Source organism: Actinomadura rupiterrae (assembly GCF_024172125.1).
Lineage (GTDB): Bacteria > Actinomycetota > Actinomycetes > Streptosporangiales > Streptosporangiaceae > Spirillospora > Spirillospora rupiterrae.
Window position 1 is genome coordinate 374,177 of the sequence record NZ_JAMZEA010000004.1, and the last position, 22,812, is coordinate 396,988.

At 71.2% G+C, this 22,812-nt stretch carries 18 protein-coding genes and 1 pseudogene; 5 read left to right on the plus strand and 14 right to left on the minus strand.

Annotated elements, in window-relative coordinates; all coding sequences use genetic code 11:
• Window positions 1–201: 201 nt before the first annotated feature.
• Together FHU30_RS14725 and FHU30_RS14730 are read right to left on the minus strand one after the other, a co-directional pair.
• Window positions 202–2,409: an alpha-N-acetylglucosaminidase gene (locus tag FHU30_RS14725; protein ID WP_253876108.1), complete on the minus strand. Its 2,208-nt coding sequence runs from the start codon at window positions 2,407–2,409 to the stop codon at window positions 202–204.
• Between the two features lie 89 nt (window positions 2,410–2,498).
• Entirely contained in the window at window positions 2,499–3,596 is a 1,098-nt protein-coding gene (locus FHU30_RS14730; protein ID WP_253876110.1) for a hypothetical protein, read from the minus strand.
• A gap of 540 nt (window positions 3,597–4,136) precedes the next feature.
• Between FHU30_RS14730 and FHU30_RS14735 the strand changes: the two genes are divergently transcribed.
• The gene (locus FHU30_RS14735) at window positions 4,137–5,423 is read left to right on the plus strand and encodes a L,D-transpeptidase (RefSeq protein WP_253876113.1); all 1,287 of its coding nucleotides are present in this window, start codon (window positions 4,137–4,139) and stop codon (window positions 5,421–5,423) included.
• A 270-nt stretch (window positions 5,424–5,693) separates the two neighbouring features.
• Complete coding sequence (locus FHU30_RS14740; protein WP_253876115.1) at window positions 5,694–6,347, plus strand: rhomboid-like protein; 654 nt, start codon at window positions 5,694–5,696, stop codon at window positions 6,345–6,347.
• A 14-nt stretch (window positions 6,348–6,361) separates the two neighbouring features.
• Here the strand turns inward: FHU30_RS14740 and FHU30_RS14745 are convergent, their stop codons facing one another.
• The 7 genes from FHU30_RS14745 to FHU30_RS14775 all read right to left on the minus strand — a co-directional run bounded on the left by FHU30_RS14745 (window position 6,362) and on the right by FHU30_RS14775 (window position 14,044).
• On the minus strand, window positions 6,362–7,402 hold the full coding sequence (locus FHU30_RS14745) for a hypothetical protein (protein WP_253876118.1): 1,041 nt from the start codon (window positions 7,400–7,402) through the stop codon (window positions 6,362–6,364).
• A 490-nt stretch (window positions 7,403–7,892) separates the two neighbouring features.
• A complete protein-coding gene (locus tag FHU30_RS14750; RefSeq protein WP_253876121.1) occupies window positions 7,893–8,288 on the minus strand; it encodes a hypothetical protein in 396 nt (131 codons plus the stop codon).
• A gap of 383 nt (window positions 8,289–8,671) precedes the next feature.
• Entirely contained in the window at window positions 8,672–9,817 is a 1,146-nt protein-coding gene (locus tag FHU30_RS14755; RefSeq protein ID WP_253876123.1) for a molybdopterin-dependent oxidoreductase, read from the minus strand.
• A 772-nt stretch (window positions 9,818–10,589) separates the two neighbouring features.
• Entirely contained in the window at window positions 10,590–11,273 is a 684-nt protein-coding gene (locus FHU30_RS14760; RefSeq protein ID WP_253876125.1) for a class I SAM-dependent methyltransferase, read from the minus strand.
• Window positions 11,263–11,970: a TIGR04282 family arsenosugar biosynthesis glycosyltransferase gene (locus FHU30_RS14765; RefSeq protein WP_253876128.1), complete on the minus strand. Its 708-nt coding sequence runs from the start codon at window positions 11,968–11,970 to the stop codon at window positions 11,263–11,265. The genes FHU30_RS14760 and FHU30_RS14765 overlap by 11 nt, the downstream gene beginning before the upstream one ends.
• Window positions 11,967–13,130 (minus strand): glycosyltransferase, encoded by a 1,164-nt coding sequence (locus FHU30_RS14770; protein WP_253876131.1) that lies wholly within the window; start codon window positions 13,128–13,130, stop codon window positions 11,967–11,969. The genes FHU30_RS14765 and FHU30_RS14770 overlap by 4 nt, the downstream gene beginning before the upstream one ends.
• A complete protein-coding gene (locus FHU30_RS14775) occupies window positions 13,127–14,044 on the minus strand; it encodes an NAD-dependent epimerase/dehydratase family protein (RefSeq protein ID WP_253876840.1) in 918 nt (305 codons plus the stop codon). The genes FHU30_RS14770 and FHU30_RS14775 overlap by 4 nt, the downstream gene beginning before the upstream one ends.
• A gap of 109 nt (window positions 14,045–14,153) precedes the next feature.
• Here FHU30_RS14775 and FHU30_RS14780 point away from each other — a divergent pair, with 109 nt between their 5' ends.
• Window positions 14,154–14,327, plus strand: a complete 174-nt coding sequence (locus tag FHU30_RS14780) for a hypothetical protein (RefSeq protein ID WP_253876869.1) — start codon at window positions 14,154–14,156, stop codon at window positions 14,325–14,327.
• Window positions 14,328–14,377: 50 nt separating this feature from the next.
• On the opposite strand, the pseudogene FHU30_RS46075 reads toward FHU30_RS14780, so the two are convergent.
• Window positions 14,378–14,494: pseudogene (locus FHU30_RS46075) on the minus strand (NAD-dependent epimerase/dehydratase family protein); the annotation flags it as partial.
• Between the two features lie 833 nt (window positions 14,495–15,327).
• Here FHU30_RS46075 and FHU30_RS14790 point away from each other — a divergent pair.
• On the plus strand, window positions 15,328–17,295 hold the full coding sequence (locus tag FHU30_RS14790) for an ABC1 kinase family protein (RefSeq protein WP_253876135.1): 1,968 nt from the start codon (window positions 15,328–15,330) through the stop codon (window positions 17,293–17,295).
• Window positions 17,296–17,546: 251 nt separating this feature from the next.
• Here the strand turns inward: FHU30_RS14790 and FHU30_RS14795 are convergent, their stop codons facing one another.
• From FHU30_RS14795 to FHU30_RS14810, 4 genes are all read right to left on the minus strand, one after another.
• Complete coding sequence (locus FHU30_RS14795; RefSeq protein ID WP_253876138.1) at window positions 17,547–18,629, minus strand: lysylphosphatidylglycerol synthase transmembrane domain-containing protein; 1,083 nt, start codon at window positions 18,627–18,629, stop codon at window positions 17,547–17,549.
• 47 nt (window positions 18,630–18,676) lie between these two features.
• Complete coding sequence (locus FHU30_RS14800) at window positions 18,677–19,384, minus strand: phosphatase PAP2 family protein (RefSeq protein WP_253876141.1); 708 nt, start codon at window positions 19,382–19,384, stop codon at window positions 18,677–18,679.
• Between the two features lie 94 nt (window positions 19,385–19,478).
• A complete protein-coding gene (locus tag FHU30_RS14805; RefSeq protein ID WP_253876143.1) occupies window positions 19,479–20,705 on the minus strand; it encodes an FAD-dependent monooxygenase in 1,227 nt (408 codons plus the stop codon).
• Window positions 20,706–20,894: 189 nt separating this feature from the next.
• A complete protein-coding gene (locus FHU30_RS14810) occupies window positions 20,895–21,857 on the minus strand; it encodes a hypothetical protein (protein ID WP_253876145.1) in 963 nt (320 codons plus the stop codon).
• Between the two features lie 479 nt (window positions 21,858–22,336).
• On the opposite strand from FHU30_RS14810, the gene FHU30_RS14815 reads away from it, so the two are divergent.
• Complete coding sequence (locus FHU30_RS14815) at window positions 22,337–22,744, plus strand: ATP-binding protein (RefSeq protein ID WP_253876148.1); 408 nt, start codon at window positions 22,337–22,339, stop codon at window positions 22,742–22,744.
• Window positions 22,745–22,812 lie beyond the last annotated feature (68 nt).

The window sequence follows — 22,812 nt, forward strand, 5'->3', positions numbered from 1 at the left end:
TGAAAGGAGCATGGCTGACGCCCGGTCCTGCGCCAAGTTGGAATCTCAGCAGTTGATTGTGAGGAACGCACTATCACATGTGTGCGTTCCTCAACACGCCCGGTTGGAGCAGGGCTTACCGCCCTCGGAACGGCCGCTCGAAGTGCGTGTACACGCCGAAACCGGCTCGTCATCTGTCAACGGACCGGTTTCAGTTGACGTTCAGGAAGCTTCCTGGAGACTTTGAAGAATGCGCGTCGCGATTTCGTGGACGTCCCCGCTCGGGTGTTCCGGAAGAGGATCGGTCGCCGCCGCCCAGTCCGCGCCGAACCGATACCAGTCGATGGGACGCGGGTCCCGCTTCTCCGCGAGGGCCGCCGAGCATTCGTCCAGGAAAAGCTTCCACCGGGGCGCGTAGTAGCCGCCGATGAGTCCGGACCATTCGCGGTTGGCGTAGTCGCTCAGCCCCGCCTCGGCGCCGACGCGGTCACCCCACACGCTGATCAACGTCCGCACGTCCCGCTCCAGCAAACCCGCCTCGCCGACGCCCTGCGACGCAGCGCGGCGGGCGGCGGCGAGCCAGGGGCCGAGCATCGTCTGCGGGTTGGTGGCGGTGATCTCGTCCAGCAGGGCGAGCGAGGCCGTCCACTCCCCGGCGAGGCGGTCGAGGGCGGCCCGGTCGGTTCTGTCGTAGGCGGCCTCTAGCTTGGGCAGCAGGGTGCGGCTGTGGTTGGAAAGGACCTGCCGGGCGACGTCCGCCAGGTCATAGCGATACGCGCTGCTCGCGCGCAGTTCGGGGGCGACTGCGAGCAGCGCGGGCAGAGCATGCGCGAAAGCCTCCGCGTCGTAGCGGAACCTCTTGGGCGACCACGCCGCCGCCGAACGGGCGGTCAGCGACGGCGTGGCGGCGAAGAGGCCGTCATGCGGCTCGGACCATCCGTCCTGCGGCATCGCGTAGGCGGTCGCGGCAAGAACCTCCCAGGCCCGCGCGGCATGCGGGTCCGGAGCGCCATAGCGTCGATCCGCCCAGGCAGCGAACCAGGCCGCCTGGTCGATGCCCCCTGCTTCAGTGCGGGCGGGTTCGGTGGTGTGCCAGGCGAGGTCGGTGAGGAGGGCGAACGCGGCAGGGTTGTTGTCGGACGCCTCGGGAAGGACGGCTATGCCATCCAGGGCGGATCCTGGCCGCGTGCGCCATTCGTGGAAGAGACCTGGCCAGACGGCGGTGTTCGCGCCCATCGACGTGTGCCCTCCGAAGTTCCAGATGGAACCGAACGCGTAGGGCGTGCCGAGCCAGTCCCGGTCGCGGTCAAGGCCGGCTCGCCGGTCGGACAGGCCGTCCACGATGAACAGCGCGCCGCGGTCGGCGGCGGCGAGGATTTCGGCGCGCGGGTTCTTCTGCCAGCCGAGCAGGACCCAGGTCGCGCCCGGACGGTCCGCATGCAGTGCGTCCTGGACGCCTCTGGTAGGAGCGGCGATGTCCACGGATCCAGCGGTCCCGCCTTCGTGGAGCAGATCCATCTTGTAGGCGGTGGACGAGCCGAAGCAGCGCTCAGAGCTGGCATAGAAGGCGTGTGCAACCTGCGCGAACGTCGTTGTCGTGGGGTCGAGCCAGTCCGGACGCCGGAAACCGATCCAGTCAGGCTGCGGCACTACGCGCGCGCCCGGATTCCGCTCTGCGAAGTCCGGAGGGACCGTCCCGAAGTATCCGGGTAGGACGGGCGTGATCCCGAGTTCGCGCAAACGCGAGGCGATGCGTCGTCCTAGAGCAGCTCGCTTCTCCACTAGGGCGATGCTCGGCGCGCTAGGGAAGCCGGAGAGGTTCTGTAGAAGCCACCAAGGTTGGTGCCCGGGCTGAGGGATCCAGTGAAGCAACTCGTCCTGCGTGTAGCCGAACTGCTGGAACGTGTCGAGATAGACCGCTTCCGCGCCTACAGGGAGGAAGACCTCGTTGATGCCGTGGAGCGCGAGGATGTCGATCTCGCGCTCCCACTGCTCCCAGCTTCGGTACGGGCCTGTGTAGGCGTCGTCCGTGTCGTTCCCGGCGTAACGGTGCCGGACGAGGGCCTCGCCTGAGATGTCGTGCGTAGGCAGCGGCAGACGCGCGCGTACGAGCCGGTCGAGCGAATCGCCGTTCCAGGAGACGCTGACGCCGACGACGCGCTCCAGGTACGCGTTGAAGCCCGCGAGCATGGCACTCGGCGTGGTCGCGCTGATCCGCACCGCACCGTCGTGCCGTCCGACCAGATAGCGCTCCGTGCGGGCCTGAGCTGCGGCCTCGTCCGTCGGCAGCGGCTGGGCGAGGAGTTCGATGCGGCGACGCGCGGACGCGGGCAGGAGGCGATTGAGGACGTCCTCGACCGGCCCGGTGTCCCAGGCGTCGTCGCGGCGGCCGGCGGGGTCGGGCCGGGCGGAGGCTGATCCGTGGCTCATACGGCCTCTCGATGATCCGGCTGTGAACCATCCCGATGATCAGCGCCCCACCCACACCGGTCAACGTCCCCCACGCACGGCGCAGGCGGTCAGGGGGTGCGGCGGATGTCGCGCCAGGTGCAGGAGGCGCCTCGGGTTGGGGTCTTCACCGGGTGGAGGTCCAGGAGGAAGCCCTTGTGGTCGGTATGCGCGACGACGTGCATCTCGCCACAGGAGTTCGCGCGCGTGAGGCCGCCCGAGTAGTAGATGTGCTGGAGGCCGCTGACGCCGCTGTACTTGCCGTTGGTCTCCATATCGTGCAGCCCCCAGTAACCCGTGGGGGCGCAGTGCGCCTTCGCGCGCCTGTACGAGATGTTCGTGTCGCCCGCGAAGACGGTTGCGCCAGCCTTGTAGGGCGCGAGGAGCTTGTCCCGGACGTAGGCGCATTCGCGCAGTTGGAGCAAGGTTCCGCCCGGAGCCTTGCCGTTGGTGTCCTGGTCGGCGAGCGCGAGGTGGGCCGTGCAGACGCGGACGCCCTTCACGCGCGCGCAAAGCCATGACCGGTTGTGCTGGAAGACGCTGCCCTTCGCCACCGGTTCGAAGTAGCCGCCCGTACGGGAGGACGCGTCGAGCCCGCGCGCGATGATCGCGTTGTCGGAATGCCCGCGCGCGGACGAGGACCAGCACGGCCGCGGATGGCCGGAATCGGCCGCACCAGCCTCCTGGTCCACGGAGGTGTAGTCGTATCCCGCCTTGCGCAGGCGTCTGACGACTTCGGCGATGTCACCGCTGCATCCCTCGTTGACGGTGACCGCGTCCGGTTTCCAGTGCTCGATCTGGGAGACCAGCGAGGCGCGCTTGGCCTCGGCGGTCTTCGCGAGCGCGGCGTTGCTCCCCTTGGGGAAGCAGGGCCCGGACGAGTCGGGCCCCCACATGCACATGTTGGTCTGGAAGACGCGGAAGGCCGCCGGCACCTGCGCGGATCCGGCCAATCGGGCCTCCCCGACCGTCCGCCCGGACGCCCCGGAAGGCTGCCCGGCTCGCAACACGAGCGCCTCGGGATGTCCGGCGCGGAGCGCGAGCGCCTCCGGGAGGTGTCCGGCGAGCGCCGGGCCCCCGGTCATGACCAGTGCCGCCGTCGCGGAGAGCGCGAGCAGCGCCTTCGGCCTGGTCCGCTGGCGCTCCGACCTGAAGAGCTTGGTAGTCATTACGGTCCGTTTCGGTTCTGCACGTCCGCGCGAAAGTGCGAGCGTTCGCCCGGACGAGCGGGGTATCGGACGGGAAGCCGCAAGGGTGACGCACCCCGGTACGCGTCCGGTACAAGCCCTTGTGTTCTCCGCCACAGCTCGCGTCACGGACCGTCCCGACCGGTCACGCTGCGGCGGCACCGCACCCCGCCCGGCCGAACGGAAGCGGACGAAATGCCCTCTTAGGTGTGGCCGAAAGTGGTCCGAAGGCGAATCCGGCGCCCGTCCAAGGTAGGAAGGGGCCGAAACCGGGGCGGTCCGGCGCCCGTGCACCGCGGGCGGCACCCGTGCATCGCGGGACGAACCGCCGTTTCCTCCGCGGAAGATCCGAACCCGCGGGAGGTTTCCGGCGTCTCAAATGATCGACACTCCGTCCGGAGGGGGCGGAAGGTGCCGGTTGGATGCGCTCCCAGGTCGGGGCCGGGAGGGGAAGACGGACGAGGACCGGCATTCTTGTCGCTAATGTGCTATCTGCGGATTGCGGGCTGATGAGGGAGAACCGTGCGAGGTAAGGCCCTGGTGGTGGCGCTGGTTCTGGGACTGGCGACGGCGTGCGGCGGTGGCGGCGGAAGCGGCAAGGCCGGGACCGCCGGACACGAGGAAGGCGTCCCCACGATTTCGATCACCCCGGCCAACGGCACCGCCAAGGCGAAGCCGGACGCGGGCGTGACCGTGACGGCGAGCGGCGGGACGTTGAGCCAGGTGCTGGTCAAGCTGAAGGACGCGGACGTGCCCGGCACGCTCTCGGCCGACAAGAAGACCTGGCACTCGTCCTGGACCCTGATCCCGGGCGGGAAGTACACCGTCCAGGCGGTCGCGGCGAACAGCAAGGGCAAGACGGCGAACGCCACCAGCTCGTTCAGGACCATCGACGACACCGCGCGGACGACGATCAGCAACGTCATCCCGGACCCGAACGAGAAGGTCGGCACCGGCATGCCGATCTTCATCCAGTTCAACAAGGAGGTCCCGGACAAGGCCAAGCCGATCATCGAGAAGGCCATCGAGATCAAGTCGACCTACCCGACGGTCGGCGCGTGGCGGTGGCTGGACGCGGGCGAGTCCTTCAACGGCCTGCCGTCCCTGGTGTTCCGCACCAAGGACCCGTGGCAGCCGAACCAGAAGGTCGAGCTGGTCGTCCACTACGCGGGCCTGAAGATCGGCGACGCGGTCTACGGTGACAAGGACGTCACCCGCAAGTTCCGCATCGGTGACTCCCACGTCATCACGGTCAACAACAGGACGCACAAGCTGACCGTGAAGAAGAACGGCTCGGTCGTCCGCAAGTGGGGCGTCAGCCTCGGCACCGGCGGCGACGTCCAGGGCGACGGCGTGGACCACCTGAAGACCACCAGCGGCGTCCACCTGACCATGGACCACAGCCGCCTTGAGCGGATGGTCGCGCCCGGCAAGAAGAAGGGCGACCCGGGCTACTACGACGAGCAGGTGCCGTTCGCCACGCGCATCTCCAACAGCGGCGAGTACATCCACCAGAACATGGACGACCCGTCCTGCCTGGGCGACCGCAACTGCTCGCACGGCTGCGTCCGCTCCCCCGCCTCGGACGCGGAGTGGTTCTTCGGCTGGTCCTATCGCGGCGACCTGGTGACCATCAACGGCACCGGACGCGACCTGCAGTGGTCCAACGGCTGGGGCTACTGGCAGCTCCCGTTCGAGAAGTGGACGTCCGGCAGCAAGCTCGGCCAGCCCATCACCACCGCGGCCCTCGGCGGCCAGACCTCCCCGTCCGCTCCCCCGGCGCAGCCCTCGACGCCGCCCACCCCGTAGGCGCGACTCCCCGCCCTCCGGCGCGCGGCCGTCTCCCGGCCCTCAGACGCGGCCCGGCGCTTCTCCTCCCCGAGAAGCCCGGGCCGCCTTGCGTCTCCCCGTAGGCGCGGCAGAGCACGCTGACGCGCGCGCACGAGCGCGGGGCAATGCGCGACGCACGAGCGCGGGCAATGCGCGACGTGCGGTACTGGATGTGAGACGGAGGACGAGCCGGTGCCAAGGCATACTCCGGTGGCGAATCGTGCCCGGACGAGGGTGCACTATGGAGTCGTGCTGAGGACCAGAGCGGCCACCTGGGGTTACGTTGCGGCACTCGCCATAGCCGAAGCCGTGGTCTGGTTGTTGTCGCCGGAGCACAAGGCACGCCTGGTGGACTGGGTGAGCACGAACGTGGCGAACCTGTCCCACCACCCCTTGGGCTCGCTGGCCGGGTCCGCGTTCGTTCCCGATTCCTATCCGCTGGTGTGGGTGGGCACAGCGGTGGTCGCACTTTTCCCTGTCAACACGCTGTTGGGGAACCGGCGGACGGTCTTCCTGTTCGTCTTCCTACACGTGGTGGGGACGCTGCTAAGCGAAGGCATCGTCGCCTGGCGTCTCGCACACGGGACGATCCCGGAGGCCGCGCGGTACCAGTTGGACGTAGGACCGTCGTTCGTCCTCGTGCCCGGGCTCGTACTGGTGATCCTGTTCGGCTCATGGTGGTGGCGTCCGGTCGCCGCGGCGGCCATGTGGGCGCTCTGGCCCTACCTGTTCGTGGGCCTCGGCCAACTGGAGGTAGCCGCGGTCGGGCACGTGACGGTGATGGTGTTGTGCGTCCCGATGTTCTGGCTTCTCCGGCGGAACCGGCTCGCCGCGCTGGCTCGAAAGGTTCCTGCCACGGCCCCGTCGGCAGAGGCCCCGGCTACAGAACCCTCCACTCCCTGAGCGTTCCTACGGCCTCACCACTCCGAAAGCACCAGGGCTTGGACGAGGAGCGCGGTCAGCACCTGCGCGCTCAGCCAGCCTCGCGCGGGCGCGCGTAGGACGCTTGCCGCCGGCAGTAGCCATGCGGCGAACGGCAGCCAGATGCGTTCGACTTCGCCTTTCGTGACTCCCGCTACGTCCAGGCTGAGGACGGCCAGGAGAGCTGCGGCCGCCAGTAGGAGAACCGGCTCGTCCCTTAGCGCTTTCAGCCCTTTTCCTCGGAACACCGTGACTCGCTTCAGAAGCGACGGCAGGACGTACGCCACGACAGGCCCGGTGAGGATTCCCAGTACCGCGATGTCCGCGACGAGGAAGTACCAGTAGGACCTGCGCGCCGAGCCGCCGCTGACGAGATACGTGTCGAGCGTGGCGTGCACGCCGTCCGGCCACCAGAACCCGGCGAGCGTGAAGGCCACGGGGATGACGGCGAATCCGGCCGCCATCGCTATCCAGAACCTCACCTGTGGACGAGTTATCCACAGAACGGCGCTCGGTACGGCCAGGAGGGGGAGCAGTCCATAGCTTAGGTAGGGCAAGGCGCCGAGAAGCAATCCACCGATCACGGGCCGGCGAAGCGCGAGAAAGGCGACTCCCCAGGCCCCCACACCGAGAAAGAAGGCATCCATGGACGTGGCGATCCAGAGCGCGAGCGGAGACAGCACCAGGAACGGCAGCGCCCGCCGGGCCACCTGCTCCCCGGCCAGCACCTTCAACGTCAGGGCGATGGCCACCGCGGACGACGCGCCAACGCCGATGATCAGCAGGGCCGCCCAGACCGTCCCGTGCAGCCCGGCCGCGTGCAGCGCCCAGAACACCAGCGTCGGCAGCGGCGGGTGCCCCCGCACATGCGTCGGGTACCGGTACAGCTCAGCGGTGAACGTCCGCAGCCAGCCCGACGGGTCCCCGCCGACCGCCGCCAGCCCCGCCGGATACTCGGTCGGCGCGTCCAGCGGCCGGGCCAATGCCCCGCCCCCATCACTGACCGCCAGAACAACGGCCCACCCGACCCCGGCCACCCACGAAACCCCGAGGAGCCTCCGCCACCCCAACCGCCGCGCCACCACGGGCAACGCACCGACGGCTACCACCGCATACCCGACGGCCGGCCCCATCTGCCATGTGAGCAGCCGCGCCTTCGCATGCAGAGGCGGCAACGCATCCTCAGTGGCCAGCCCAGCCCGCCGCATCACCTCACCGACAACGAACGCCCCAACAATCAGCCCAGCCCAAACCCCGAGACTCCAGCCCCCAACACCCCGAAGCCCCGCGAACCAGCCACCCCGCCCCCGAATCTCCTCGGCCCCGAGCACCCCCGGCGGCGCCGCCTCACCCCCCGGAGCCTCCGATCGCGGCACCTCGACTCCTGGAGCCTCCGACCGCAGCGCCACGTCCACCCCGGCCTCCTCGGGCGCCGCAACCTCTCCACCTCCGCCCGCCGAACCGCGAGGACTCACCGAAGACACATCACCCGATCCACCGGCCCCGACCAACACGTCGTCCCCCACGTCAGCCACGTCCCTTGCGGTCGCCACCTGACCGACCAGCCGCTCTCCTGAACCCACTCCCGAGAACGCGCCCGACCCACCGCCATGGAACCGCCACAGCACCCATGACAAGAGCCACCGCCACCACCAGATTGAGGAGGTAATTCGAAGGAAGAATCGACGGATTGTCCGGATGCCGCCCGTACCCGAGCACCATCGGCAACGCCACCAAGGCCAGGACACCCGCGACGAACATCCCGAACCTGAGCCGCCGCCAACGCCTCAACAGCGTCCCGGCAACAAGGACGGCCGGCGTGAGCAGCGCATCGTGCGCGACCACGCCGCCGCCGACCCACACCGCCCATCCACCTGGCCGCGAATGCGCCACCACACCCGAAAGGCCGATCCCGATGAACACCAGACCGACCGCGTACGCAGCCCAGCGCCCGATCCCCCAGCCCCCGAACCCTCCGAACGTCCTCCACAAGCCCCGGCCCGTCCCCCCGGAACCTCCCCCGCCAAGACGAGACCCGCCGTTAGCCGCCCCACCTCCCCCACGAAGAGCAGGACCGCCACCAGCATCCGCGCCCTCACTCCCAGGACGACCAGAACCGACGGCAGCACCTCCACCGTCACGAGCTTGGGCGCCGACCTCAGCACCAGCACTCCCACCACCGCGCCGAAGACGTCCGGTATCGGTGCCTCCATCACTCCTACGACGAGAAGGGCTCGCGGCAGCATCGGCGCGGGCATGAGGCCGGCCGCCGGACTGCGGCGGCGTGGGATCGGTGTCGTCGTGAGTCATTCGGCTACCAAGGAGGTGATCCATTTGGTCTGGAGGACGCCGGGACGGTTGGGAGCGATCAGTCGGCAGGGAAAGCCGTGGTCCAGGGCCAGAGGCTCCCCGTTCAGGGACAGCGCCAGGAGCGTGTCGGGGTCGCGCCAGTGCGCGGTGTCCACTTCGGACGTCCGGTAGGCGCCGCCCCCTTGCAGGGACACGACGCGGATGCGCGCTTCGGCGGACGCCCCGGCCCGGGCCAGGACGTCGCTCAGCCGCACGCCCGTCCACGTTCCGGAGACCGACCAGCCTTCAACGCACGTGATCGGCAGGCGGACGGTGTGCTGCGGCATGGCGCGCAGTTCCGCGAGCGACAGCGAGAGCTCGCGTTGGACGCGTCCAGTCACGCTCAGGCGCCAGCGCGGATCACGTGCGGAAACGGTGACCCCGGCCGCCAGGGCGGTGCGGTTCACCGGAAGCCGCTGCGGGCCGACGCCCGGACGGCGCGGAGCCAGCAGGGCCAACCGTCCCAGCGGCGAGAACGCCTCGCCGACCGTGAACAGGGCCACCGTGCCTGACGCGGCGAAGACCGAAAGGAGGAAGGAGCGACGGTCGAGGTCGTCGTTCGGCTTGCGCATCACGGTGTGACGGGCCTTGGCCCACTCGTTCGCGATGTGGATGATCAGCGCGCCGAAGACGAGGTAGGCCGTCCAGTAGTGGGCGACCGTGAAGAAGAAGGGGAAGGCGTACCAGTACGAGATGTTCAGGAGGCCTGTGACCAGCTGAAACAACGATCCGCCAACGAGCACGAAGACCAGTCCGCGCTCGACCGCATGGGCGAGCGAGCGGAACGGCGGCCACTGGAAGAGCTTGGGGTAGACCGTCCAGAGCTTCGCCAGAAGCAGTGGGATCGTCGCCAGGCCACCGATGACATGGAGGCCCTGCGTGACGCGGTAGAAGTTGATCGGCCGGGACGGCCAGTGCAGCCAGTCCGGCGGATGCTGCATGAAGTGGCTGATCAGCCCGGTGATGAACGCCGTGCTGAACGAGACCCCGAGCGCGATGCCCAGCCACGCCGCGATCCGCTCGTCATGAAGCCGACTCCTAAAGCGTCCCTCCAGACTCTTGGGGAACCGGACGACCTGATCCCGAAGCCGCCCACCAGACAACCCGCCAACCCCAGCCGAGATCCGAGACCTCATCGCCATGCCACTCGCCCCACAACCAAAAAGGAGGTGTCCGAAGCGCCCCGCAAGCCAACGCCCACCCAGCCCGCCCCACCATCACCCACGCAAACCGAACGCCCACCCGGCGCTCGTCCACCCCTCACACCGCAAGCGCCCCACACCCGCAAAGCAGATCCGCGCGACATCCAGACGGCAACCTCGCGCAACGACCAGACAGCGGACTCGAAGAACGCCCCGACAGAGGCCCCGCGGAACCACCACACGGCGGGACCGTCTTGCATCCAGACGGCGGGGCCGCCAGACGTGCGGACGGCGGACGTGCGGGCGATGGGACCGCGCGACGACCAGTCAACGGACCCGTGGAACGCCCCAGCGGCGGAGCCGCAGGACGGCCAGATAGCCGACGAGTGCGACGGCCCGGAGGCAGAGCCGCAGGACGGCCGGACGGCTGACTCGTAGGACAGCCGGACGGCCGACTCGTGAGACGCCTGTGGGGTGGGGCCGTAGGACGTCCGAGGGTCGGGGCCGTGGAGCGTCCGGACGGACTCCTGGGACGCTCCGGCGACGGGGGCGCTGGGCGACCAGGCGGCCGACTCGTGCGACGGGCAGGCGGTCGGCTCGTGGGGCGGCTGGACGGCAGGGCTGTGGGGTGTTCGGGTGGCGGGGTTGTGGGACGGCAGGGGGGCCGGCTCTTGGGAGGAGTGGGTTGGGTTGTGGGGGTGGTTGGTTGGGGGGTTGGTTTTGTGGGGCGGGGTTAGGGGGTTAGGGCTACGAAGCATCGGTTGGCCTCCTCCCAGTGTTCGGATGTGGTCAGGCCGCATTGCGGGAGGTCGTCGGCGGCCACTTGGGCCCAGGGGAACCAGGGGCCTACGGTTTCGCCGCTGCGGAGGCGGACTTGTTCGCGGCGGGACGGGACGCCGGGGGCGTTCACCTCCGCGAGGATTCGGCCGTTGGGCGCGAGGAGCTGGGCTAGGCGGCGCAGGAGCATGGCGGGGTCGCCGCCAATGCCGATGTTGCCGTCCGCGAGGAGGATTGTCCGCCAGAGGCCGGCGCCCGGGACCTGGGCGAACACGTCTCCGACCAGAGCGGGACCGCCTGCGGCGACGGTCATCGCCACGGCGGTCGGGGCGATGTCGATGCCGAGGGCGAGGACGCCGCGTTCGGTGAGCGTGACGGTCAGCCTGCCCGGTCCGGAACCGACGTCCAGGACGGGGCCGGCGGAGCGCGACAGCAGGCCTTCGTCGCCTGGGCGCAGCCGGAGCCAGTCCTTGACTGGAAGGGGGCGGCGCGTGCCCGATGCGTCCTCGATCTGGACGCCGGACCGGTCGTCCAGGTACAGCGGGGAGTGCGGTTTGCCCGTGAAGCCGAGTTCGCTGCTGGTCGGTATGGCGTAGTCCTGAGCGTTGCCCAGGGCTCGCTCGTAGAGCTCACCGATCATGAGCGCCCGCCTTCTCAAGGTGGCCGCCTGGCGTGTGAGCTGTAGGTGCTGTGGACCTCTGTCCCTCGTGGGAGGGGGCGGTGAGGGACTGGTAGGTGGCGGCGAAGCGGGTTTGGGGGGCTTCGGCGGCGACCTTTGCGGCGTCTTCCAGGGTGTCCACGTCGGTGAGTTCGGGGAGGTGCGCGATGTTCAGGCCCGCGCTGGTGAGGCGGGCCAGCTGGTGATGACCGGTATCGGGGCGGGACATGGGGACGCCTCGGAGGAGGGCCGCGTTCGGCTTGGTTAGGCCGAGGAGCCAGAAGCCTCCGTCGGCGGCCGGGGCGAAGGCGGCGTCGTGGCCAGCCAGTGCTGTTGCGGCGGTCGCCAGGATGGCGGGTGTCAGTTGCGGAGTGTCCATGCCGACTAGAACCAGGGGACGGCCCCGGTAGGCGTCGTCGAACGCGTTGGCCAGGCGTTCGTCGAGGCCGTCGCCGCGTTGGGCGATGACGTCGAAGCCGTCCGGGAGCCAGGGTCCCGGGGTTCCGGAGAGGGCCAGGATTCGGCGGGTCGCCGGGGTCGCGGCGACCGTGTTGAGCGTGTCTGCAAGGGAGGCCTCGGCCAGCGAGGCCGCCTGGAAGGGAGTGAAAGGTGGAGTAAGGCGGGTTTTCACCCGTCCGGGAATCGGTTGCTTCGCGATGACGATCAGGTCGGCGTTCATGCGGCATCGACCTCGGAGAGGACGCGGCGCATGTCCTGGACGGCCCGGATCGTCCCGCGAAGGGTGCCGGTGACCTTGGAGCGGCCCGTCCTCGGGCGGTAGGGAACGTCCAGTTCGGTGATGCGCCAGTTCGCGCGGGCGGCCTTGAGGACCATCTCCAGCGGGTAGCCGAAGCGCCGGTCGGCCAGCGCCAGGGCGAGCAGGTCGGTGCGGCGTGCGGCGCGCATCGGGCCCAGGTCGTGGAGGGACGTCCCGGCTCGGCGGTTCAGCTCGCGCGCGAGGATCCGGTTCGCCGCACGGGCGTGCGGCGGCCAGGAGCGCCATTCGGTCGGACGGCGCCGTCCCAGGACCAGGGCGGGGTGGTCCGCAGGGGGCGACGCCCAGCCAGCGGACGACGGTTCGGCGAGGTGACCGCCTGCCGTCGTCGCGGGCCCTGTCGTTGTCGCAACACCAGTCTTCATCACAGGGCCTGGCGCCCCCGCAATGCCACTCGTCGCCGGGAGGGCGGTCGTTGCCGGGACGCCAGTCGTCGCTGGGAGACCTGTGGTTGGCGGGAGACCTGGCGTTACTGGGAGGCCTGTCGTCGCGGGGACGCCGGTCGTCGCGGGGACGCCGGTCGTCGCGGGGACGCCGGTCGTCGCGGGGACGCCGGTCGTCGCGGGGACGCCGGTCGTCGCGTTGAGGCCAGTCGTTGCGTTGAGGCCAGTCGTTGCGTTGAGGCCAGTCGTTGCGGGGAGGGCGGTCGTTGCCGGGAGGTCGGTCGTCGCTGCAAGGGCGGTCGTTCTTGCGGGGATGGATGGTGGGCTTTTCTGGGCCGCTGCCTCGGATGTGGGCGTCGGGGTAGCTGCGGCAGTCGGGGCGGCCGTGTAGAGGGCTGCGACCAGGAGGGGGAGGTGTTGGGGGTCCAGGGAGGCGTCGGCGTCCATGAAGCAGACGGTTTCGGCGGTCGCGGCGAGGAGGCCGGTGTGGCAGGCCTCGCCGAAGCCGCGCCGGGGCGCGGGGACGACTCGGGCGCCGTGACGGGCCGCGATCTCGGCGGACGCGTCGGTGGACGCGTTGTCCACCACGATCGGGACGTACCCGGACGGCATGCGGCTCAGGACCCAGGGCAGGGCGTCCGCCTCGTTCAGGCACGGCAGGATCACGTCGACGGTCGTCATGCGTTCACCGCCGCGAACTCGGCCATGCCGTCCTCGAAGGCGATCTCGGCGGTGAAGCCCAGGTCGGCGGCGGCGCGGGCCGGGCTGGCCACGATGTGGCGGACGTCGCCGAGGCGGTAGTCGCCGGTGACCACCGGGGGCGGTCCGTCGCAGGCGGCGGAGAGGGCTTTCGCCAGGTCGGCGATCGTGCGGGGGCGTCCGCTCGCGATGTTGTACGCGGCGAACGGGGCCTTCTGCTCCAGTGCCAGGACGTTGGCTCGCGCCACATCGCGGACGTGCACGAAATCACGGCGCTGCTGACCGTCCTCGAAGACCTTGGGGGCCTCGCCACGGAGCAGGGCTGAGCGGAACAGTGCGGCCACGCCTGCGTAGGGGGTGTCGCGCGGCATCCGCGGGCCGTACACGTTGTGGTAGCGAAGCGCGGTGACCGAGCCGCCTGTCATGCGCGCCCACGAGGCGGCCAGGTGTTCCTGGGCGAGTTTCGTGTCGGCGTACACGTTGCGCGGGTCGGCCGGGACGCTTTCGTCGACCGTTCCGGGCATCAGGGGTTGCGCGCAGTGCGGGCAGGGAGGCTCGAAAACCCCGGCGTCCAGGGCGTCCTTGGCGCGCGGGCCCGGCCTCACCGAGCCATGCCGGACGCACGTGTAGGAGCCTTCGCCATAGATGACCATGGACGACGCCAGCACCAGCTTCGTGACGCCCGCGCGCGCCATCTCCGCCAAGAGGACGGCCGTCCCCTGCACGTTCGCGGACGTGTAGGCGGGCATGTCGTACACGTCCACGCCGAGTCCGACCATCGCGGCCTGGTGACAGACGGCGTCCACACCTTCGAGCGCGCGAGCGACCGTCTCCGCATCCCGCACATCCCCGCCCCCAGCCCCAGCCCAAGGCACGCCCGGACGCGTCCCGCCCACGCCACGGTTCTCGCTCACGGCCCGGCTCGTCCCGTCCGCGCCACGGCTCCCGCCCGCAACACCGTTCCCACCCGGGCTGCGCGTCCCGTCCGGGCTGAGGGTTCCGTCGATGCCGCGCGTCTCGTCCGGGCTGCTCGTTGCGTTCGTGCGTCGCGTCCTGTCGGCGCTGCCGGGACGCGGCGCGTCCGCGTGGCTCGGCACGCCGGAAGAGCCCGACCTGTTCGTGCGGTCCGTCGCGTCCAGCCAGTTCGTCCCGTTCGGGTGGCGCGGCGGCGCCGAGTAACGCGGCTCCTCGGTGCGGAGCGTGACGTTGGCGGTCGCGGGCGGGTGTGCAGGGGCAGGCACGGAGGTGGTTATGTCCAGGGGACGGACTTCGTGGCCGGACGCTTCGAGGGCGTCGGCTATGTGGGAGCCGATGAAGCCCGCTGATCCCGTGAGCAGCACTCGCATGGGGCGAACGTAGGTCGCGGAGACCCGCGGTGGACCGGATCAGCGCCAGCCGTATGAACCTCGTAAGAACTTCATTAACCGCCCGTGGGCTTCGTCGGCCCGGCGAGAAGGTCGCCCGCAACCTCGCGGGCGCTTCGACGCACGCGCTTCGCCAGTCCGGCGGGAAGTCCGCTCGCAACCTCGCGGGCGGTCGTCCGCAGCGAGGTCGGTGCGGCGGCGGGCGGCCTGGGCCTGGGCCGACTGGAGCGACGCCAGGCCCTCGGCCGCGGCGCCGAGGGTCTGCGCGACCCGCCGGACAGACCCGGTCGCGCCGTCCGGGGCGGGCCGCATGACGCCCGCAGCGGGGGGCGTTCGATGCACGCGGTTCGCCAACCGGGAGAGAGGTTTGCTCGTAACCGCGCCTGCGCTTCGCCGAAGGCTTCTTCGCCGGCCGGCCGGGAGGTTCGTCCGTATCCTCGCGGGCGCTTCCGCCGCATGGGCTTCACCGAAGGGGCGGAAGCTCGCTCGTAACCTCGCGGGCGCTCTGCCCAGAGGGTTCGCCGACCTGGAGGGATTGCTCGCACGCGGCGGGCGCTTGGCCGGTCCGGCGAGAAGTTCGTCCGTATCCTCGCGGGCGCTTCCGTCGTGTGGGCTTTGTCGAAGCGGCGGAAGCTCGCTCGTGCCTCGTGGGCGCTCTGTCCAGGGGGCTTCGCCGAGCTGGAGGGGTTGCCTGCACCGCGCTTGTGGTTTGTCGTGGGGGGTTTGTCGGTGCGGGGGAAGTTCGTTCGTGTGGGGGAAGGGGGTCGGTCGGATGGGGGATGGGTGGGGTGGGGTGGCGGGCCTACGTTTCGATCATGGTTCTTTGGTTCAGCTACCTTGCGGGTTCCGCGCTGATCACCGGGCTGCTGGCGTTCGGCGCGCGGCGGCTGCTCAATACGCGGTTCTCGCTGCTCAGGACGGTCCTTGCGGCGGGCATCGGGGAGGCCGTGTCGAGCCCGGTGCTCAAGGGGCTGATGAGCGGGCTGGATCCGGCGCATCCGGACGTCTCGGCGACGGTGTGGTTCGGGGTGCTCGGGTGGGCGTGCGCGATGCTCGCGGCGATGATCGTGCTGGTGGTGTGGGAGGCGTTCGTCCCGACGGGGACGGTTCCTTCGCCGGTGTTCTGGGTGCGGTCGGTGCGCGCGCGAGCGGCGCGGACGCGGCGTTACTGGCAGATCAGCTGGATCTTCGTCCGGGCCGGGCTCGGGCCATACCTGCGCGGGCGGCAGCGGCCGGACGGGGGCGAGTCGCGGTCGCGGCTGGCGCATTCGCTGGCGGCGGCGCTCGACCGGGGCGGGGTGACGTTCGTGAAGCTCGGGCAGGTGCTGTCGACGCGGCGGGACGTCCTGCCGGAGGAGTTCGTCAGCGAGCTGGGACGGCTGCGGGACAGGGCCGCGCCGGTTCCGTGGGAGCGGATCGAGCGGGTCCTGCGGGACGAGCTGGGCGCGCCGGTCGAGGAGGTGTTCGCCGAGTTCGACCGCGAGCCGCTGGCCGCCGCTTCCGTCGCGCAGGTGCACAAAGCGCGGCTGCGGACGGGTGAGGAGGTCGTGGTGAAGGTGCAGCGGCCCGGCGTGCGGACGGTCGTGGAGCGCGACCTCGACATCGTCCGGCGGCTGGCGCGGACGGTCGACTCGCGCGCCGGCTGGGGACGCGCCATAGGCATCGTCGACCTGGCGGACGGATTCGCCATCGCGCTACGCGAGGAGCTGGATTTCCATGTCGAGACGCGAAACATGGCGGCGGTCGCGGCCGCCTCGTCCGCGCGCGATCCGCAGGTGCGGATCCCGCGTCCGCACGAGGACCTGTGCACCGCGCGCGTCCTGGTGATGGAGCGGTTCGCCGGGACGCCGCTGAGCCAGGCGGGCCCGACGATCGCGAGCAGGGGGCTGGACCGCGTGGCGCTCGCCCGCGACCTGCTGGACGAGATGCTGCGCCAGATCATGCTGGACGGCGTCTTCCACGCCGACCCGCATCCGGGGAACCTGCTGCTGCTCGACGACGGCCGCCTCGGCCTGATCGACTTCGGCTCGGTGGGACGGCTGGACGGTGAGCTGCGCAACTCGCTCGGCCGCATCCTGCTCGCGGTGAACCGCGCCGATCCGGTCGCGCTGACCGACGCGCTCCTGGAGGTCACGCCGCGTCCGGACGAGTTGGACGAGCAGGCCCTCGAACGCGCGATCGGCGCGTTCATGGCGCGCCACCTCGCCGTCGGCCAGGCACCGGACGCGGCGATGTTCACCGAGCTGTTCCGCGTGATGACGCGATTCGCGCTGGCCGTCCCGGCGGAGTTCGCGGCGGTGTTCCGGGCGCTCGGGACGCTGGAGGGCGGCCTGACCGAACTCGCGCCAGGCTTCGACATGGTCGGCGAGGCGCGCGCGTTCGGCGGGACGCACCTCGCCGAGCGGCTGCATCCCGGCGCGCTGAAGGACGCGGCGGCGGGCGAGCTGATCGCGCTGCTGCCGACCCTGCGCCGCCTCCCCCGTCGGCTGGACCGGATCACCTCGGCGATCGAGGGCGGCCGCCTCACGGTGAACGTCCGGCTGTTCGGGGACGATCGGGACCGCGCCACGGTCACCGGCCTGCTCCACCAGTTCCTGCTGACGCTGCTGGCGTCCACGGCCGGGATCATGGCCGTCCTGCTCCTCGGCCTCAAGAACGGCCCGAACATGACCGACGCGGTCACGCTCTACCAGTTCCTCGGCTACGGGATGCTCGTGATCTGCTCGATCCTAGCCCTGCGCGTCCTGGTCGGCGTCTTCCGCCCCCGCTCCCACGCCCGCTGACCCGACCCTGCCTCCGCTCCCACGCCCGCTGACCCCGCCTCTACGCCCCCGCTCACACGCCCCGCCCCCGCCCGCGCGCCCACGTCCGCTGACCTCGATCGGGCTCGCGTCCACCGGCTTCGGCCCGAAGGCACGCTCGCAGGTTTCGGTGGCGGGGCACGCCCCGGGTTTCGGCCCGCAGGCACGTCCCCGGCTTTGGCCCCACGGGCACGTCCGGCTGCTTCGGGCCGGACGGGGTGCGGTACGGGATTTCAGAGGGCGTGGGAGCGGCGGAGGCGGCGGGCGGCCACGACGCCGAACGGGACGGGCGCCCAGAAGGTGACGGCGCGGAACAGCAGGACGCCCTGGACGGCGGCGGTTCCCGCGATTCCGGTCGCGACGAGTGCGCCGATCAGGGCGGCCTCGTTCGCGCCCGTCCCGGCCGGGAGCGGGACGGCTGTACCGGCGGCGTTGCCGACCATGTAGACGAGCAGCAGCGTTCCGGCGTGCCGGAATCCGGGGCCGCCGGGCGCGGCGATCACGCTGACCGCGAAGGCGGTGCCGAGCGCGAGCGGCGTGCCCAGGGTCGCGAGCAGCAGCGTCACGCAGGCGCGCGGACGGTGCCGGAGCTCGGTGGCCTGGTGGACGGCGTCCCCGACCGCCCGCCGAACGCGTCGCCGCAGGCCGGCGAACCGTCCGTCCGGGGCGGAGCGGCGGCGCGCCACGAACGTCGCGGTCGTCGCGCCCAGCACCACCACCGCAAGCCCCGCAGCGGACGAGTCGGACACCCGCACGTGCCGCAGGTGCGAACCGAGCGCGGACGGGTTCGGCAGATGCCCCGCGCCTAGGGCGAAGAAGAGTCCGAGGCTGGAGAGGGCGCCCGCGAGGCGGGTCAGGCCGACGGCTGCGACGGCCTCGGCACCGGTGTGTCCGCGCCGGTTCAGGTACCGGCTGAGGACGGCGAGGCTGCCGATCCCGGCGGGGACGAGCCGGCTCGCCGCGGCGGCGGCGATCTGCACGGCGAACGTCTCGCCCTTGGGCAGCGGGCGTCCGGACGCCGAGCGCAGCGCCTTCGCCGTGCAGGCGTAGTGCGTGACGGTCAGGAACACCAGCAGCGGGACGACGGCCCAGGGCACGCCGTCGAGACCGCCGAGGGCGTCGCGTCCCCATCCGCCGAGGATGTCGAGGGCGCCGTCGTCGGCGTAGGGCGCGTCGGCGGCGACGGCCGCGACGGCGCAGGCCGCGGCGGTCGCCATCAGCAGGCACCAGGGCCACATCCAGAGGGCTGCGGTCCGGACACCCGAACGTCGCCACTCCTCGATGTCGACGTTGGCGGGAACCTCGGTTCTCGTCATGAGGCCGATGGTAAGCACACGACGGTTATGGGTGCGTTATACGGAAGTCACTCTTGGGCGTCTTGCACCGTTCGTGAAGGAGGCGGAGGGACGCGGCGCCAGGGCAGCGTCCAGACCAGCCCGCCCACCGTGAGGACGAGGAGCCAGCCGCCGAGGACGTCCGTCGGCCAATGGACGCCGAGATAGATCCGGCTGAGACCGACCAGGACGGCCCAGAGGGCGGCGATCGCCACGACCGCGGCACGCGCCGCCGTCCCGCGCAAGGTCAGGACCGCCGCGCCGGCGACCAGCAGGGCGGCCGTCGCCGACGTCGTGGCATGTCCGGACGGAAACGACAAACCGGACGGATGGCTCACCCAGTCCGCGCGCGGCGGCCGCGGCCTTGCGATCCACTCCATCACCCAATACCGGACGATCTGGACGACCAGGAGCAGCAGCAGCCCCTCCACACCCCGCCAAACCCGCCAAACCCATCCGGACCTGGCCAGAACACGTCCCGCGACGACCCCCGACCCGACCGCCAGCAGGTAGGGGACAAGGCCGGTTCCGGTGTCGGTGACGACCGTCGCGGCCGTCCGCATCGCCGCCGGACGATGCGCCACACACCAGTCATGCAGCCACAGATCCCCCGGCAGCGTCCGCCCGTCCCGCAGCACGACGGTCACGGCGAGCGCGGCGAACAGCAGCGCCGCCACGCCCCCGGCGATCGTCCACCATCCCCAGTCGCCGGGCCGGTCCTCCCGTGTGGATCTCATCTCCCAGGGAGTATCCGACCGAAACCGCCATCCGCACCACCAACACGCCTTGCCCGCCCCCGGAACGAGGACGGGCGACCAGGCAGGAGGTGGTTCAGTAAGCCTTGAGGGTCAGCGAGTTGACGATCTCGCCGAAGTCCTGGAAGTCGATGACCTCATCGGGGTGCCCGACCGCGGCCTGGTCCGGGTGTCCGGCGGCGTCGGCGTCGGCGTCGGTCTCGGACGTCATGGCGGCGGCCTGCTGGGCTTCCACGCGCGCCTTGTTCGTGAGGGCGAGCTCCTGGTTGGCGGAGACGTAGTCGCGCAGCTCGCGCTCGTAGGCATCGAAGGCCTTCCGGTGGTTGCCGTCCGCCTCCTTCAGCTCGCCCGCCAGGACGTACGCGCCGACCATCGCCATCGACGTGCCCTGCCCCGAGAGCGGCGAGCCGCAGTACCCGGCGTCGCCCAGTAGGACGACCCGTCCGGACGACCAGGAGTCCATGTGCACCTGCGCCATCGCGTCGAAGTGGAAGTCCGGCGCGTCCTTCATCGTCTCCAGCAGGCGCGGCAGCTCCCAGCCGCCGCCCGCGAGCCGCTCGGCCAGCAGCCGCTGCTGCTCGGAGGTGTCGCGGTAGTCGTAGTCGAGCGGCTCGGGCGCCTCGAAGCCCAGGTAGACGCGGACCTCCCGGTTGTCCCGGACGCTCATCGCGCCGCCTCCCCACGAGCTGCCCGGGACCTGGTGGAAGACCTGCCACTCGTCCAGGCCGAGGAAGTTCGGCGCGGTCCAGACTCCGAGGTAGGTGCCGAGGTGGGTGATGAAGGCGTCCTCCGGGCCGAAGGCCAGCCGGCGGGTGTTGGAGTGCAGGCCGTCCGCGCCGACGACCAGGTCGAAGTCGCGCTGGAGACCGGACGCGAAGTAGACGCGCACGCGGTCCGCGTCCTGCTCCAGGCCCGCGATCGAGTCGCCGTACAGGTACTCGACGCGGTCACCGGCCGCCTCGGCGAGGATCCGGGACAGGTCGTCCCGCAGGATCTCGACGTCCGGGCTGTCCAGGTCGCCGCCGGTGATCGTGCGCTCCTCGCTGCGGAACAGCTCGTTGCCCTCGGCGTCCACCATCGACATGCCGCGCATCCGGACCCGCGCCGCCCTGATGTCGTCCAGGACGCCCATCCGCTCGGCGACCTCCAGCGCCGGTCCGCGGACGTCGATCGCCTGGCCGCCGGGGCGCGGGCCGTCCGAGATCTCCACGATCGTGACGTCGAACCCGTACCGGGTCAGCCAGTAGGCCAGGGCCGGTCCGCCGATGCTCGCACCCGAGATCAGCACGCTGGTGTTCTCCATGGTCCCGCTCCATCCGCTCGGTTCGCGTTTGCGTGACCTCAGAGTCGGGGCGGGTGCTGACCGTCCACGTACCGCCCGCTGACCACCCGCGCACCGCGGAGGAAGGGACGCGCGCAGGCGCGCAGAAGGCAAGGCGCGCACGCGCGCGGGAAGCGCGGCGCGCGCGGGAAGCGCGGCGCGGAGGGCGGGTCAGCTCTGGACGGGGGCCTCGCCGCGCTGCTGCGACGTCCAGGAACGGGAGGAGGCGGACTGCGCATCGCGGACCTGGCGGTGGCGGGCGATGCGCGGCGGCAGCGGCTCGTGCCGCGGGAAGAGGACGACGGCCAGCGCGGGCAGCAGAGCCCCGGCGAGCCGGGTCGCCAGCGGGACGGGAGCGGTAGGCCACGGCTCGGCGTACAGCCAGGTCGCGGCGATCAGCAGGTGGATCTTCGCGGTGACCGTCGTGACCGTCACCAGGACGATCATCCGGCAGTGCTGCAGCCCCACGGTCGCGAGCCCCAGGCCGAGGCCACCCGCCACGACGAACAGGACGGCCTCGACGATGCCCGGCCCGGTGTGGTGGGCAAGCCGCAGGGCGAAGCCCAGGCCCGCCGCTTCGGCCGCCCCCAGGAAGATCCCGGCGCCCATGCCGTAGGCGACGCCGGTCTGGCGGCGCGCGTGGCGTCCCTGCGAGGTCCGGTCGCGGGTGCAGAACAGCCAGCCCGGCAGCAGCACGGACGGCGCGGCGACCAGGCCGAGCTGCCAGGCGGCCGGGTCGCCCTGGCGGGCCGGGGCCGACGTCAGCCCCTGCGCCATCGAGAACGAGACGGCGGCCATCCCGGCGACGGTCAGCGCGAGCGCGAGCCACTCGCGGACGGTCGGCCGCTCCCCGAGGCGTCCGGCGGCGATGCCCAGCAGCAGCGCCAGGGCGACACCGAACGCGGGCAGGGACGCGGCGACCGGGAGGCGGAGCAGAGCGGTGTCGCCAAGGGCGAAACCGGCACCGAGAAGGAGCAGTCCGAGCAGCCAGCGGGGGCTTCGCGAGACCTCGGCCATCACCAGGACGGGCCGGCGGCCGGACAGCGGCGCCATTCCCGCGGAGGCCGAACGGAACAGGACGAATGCGACGACGTAGACCGCCTGCGCGGCGCAGGCCGGGAGCACGGGTTGCATGACGCGACTCCGGGGTGGGATTCACGGAACTGCGATCGTGACACGCCCGTGACGTCCCGCGAATCGTCGGCGGGGACGGAGATTTCCGCGTTCTTGAGCACCCGTTGAGTACCCCGCCGCCGCGGTGTCGGCGCACGTCGCGGGGGTGCGCGCGGGTGCCGTACCGGCGGGTTCCGGCCCGTTGTCCTGCGCGGCGCCGGGCTTCCGGCCTATCTTGGAGCGGTCCCCGCCGGGACTCGCACCGAGGACCCGGCACCGGCCCGGCCCGCCCACCAGGCGGCCGCGGCCACTCCCGGGGGCAGGCGAGACACCCGACCGGAACAGGTCAAGACCAAGTCTCGTGGCGTCTTGCCCGGTCACGCACCGGAGGTGAATGATTGCGATGCGTCTCCGCTCTCACAGTGTGGTGATCCAGTGACACTCGGCACAACGGCATCGGCTCCCCGCCCGTCCGGCCCCGTCGACATCGGCCGCGGGTCGTGACCGGCGTGATGCAGCTCCTCGGCGACGAGCTCGTCCTGACCGGCGGACGGACGGAGGGGCAGGCCGCGCGGCGCACCGTCCGCGAGCGCGCGGCGAAGCTCATCGACGACCCGTCGCTGCTCGACGACGTCGAGCTGATGGGGGCCGAGGCGATAGCGAACGCGGTGCTGCACGGCACCGGACCGATCCGGGTCCGGATCGCGGCGGACGGCAAGCGGCTGCGGGTCGCGGTCCGCGACGGCGGCCCCGCCCGGCACCCCGACGACGAGCAGGGCACCGACCGCATCGACCACGGCCGCGGCCTCGGCGTCATCGACGTCCTCGCCGCCGAGTGGGGCCTGGAGCAGTCCCCGACCGGTACCCACCTGTGGTTCGACGTCGACCTCCCCGGCCCGCCCGGCTGAGGCCCCGGCCCGCCCGGCTGAGCCCCCGGCCCGTCCGGCTGAGGTCCGGTCCCGTCCGGCTGAGGTCC

Coding starts and splice junctions, on each gene's coding strand:
- FHU30_RS14725 (WP_253876108.1), bottom strand. CDS start 2,409: ATGAGCCACGGATCAGCCTCCGCCCGGCCCGACCCCGCCGGCCGCCGC.
- FHU30_RS14730 (WP_253876110.1), bottom strand. CDS start 3,596: ATGACTACCAAGCTCTTCAGGTCGGAGCGCCAGCGGACCAGGCCGAAG.
- FHU30_RS14760 (WP_253876125.1), bottom strand. CDS start 11,273: ATGATCGGTGAGCTCTACGAGCGAGCCCTGGGCAACGCTCAGGACTAC.
- FHU30_RS14765 (WP_253876128.1), bottom strand. CDS start 11,970: ATGAACGCCGACCTGATCGTCATCGCGAAGCAACCGATTCCCGGACGG.
- FHU30_RS14770 (WP_253876131.1), bottom strand. CDS start 13,130: ATGACGACCGTCGACGTGATCCTGCCGTGCCTGAACGAGGCGGACGCC.
- FHU30_RS14780 (WP_253876869.1), top strand. CDS start 14,154: ATGCCGCGCGTCTCGTCCGGGCTGCTCGTTGCGTTCGTGCGTCGCGTC.
- FHU30_RS14790 (WP_253876135.1), top strand. CDS start 15,328: ATGGTTCTTTGGTTCAGCTACCTTGCGGGTTCCGCGCTGATCACCGGG.
- FHU30_RS14795 (WP_253876138.1), bottom strand. CDS start 18,629: ATGACGAGAACCGAGGTTCCCGCCAACGTCGACATCGAGGAGTGGCGA.
- FHU30_RS14800 (WP_253876141.1), bottom strand. CDS start 19,384: ATGAGATCCACACGGGAGGACCGGCCCGGCGACTGGGGATGGTGGACG.
- FHU30_RS14805 (WP_253876143.1), bottom strand. CDS start 20,705: ATGGAGAACACCAGCGTGCTGATCTCGGGTGCGAGCATCGGCGGACCG.
- FHU30_RS14810 (WP_253876145.1), bottom strand. CDS start 21,857: ATGCAACCCGTGCTCCCGGCCTGCGCCGCGCAGGCGGTCTACGTCGTC.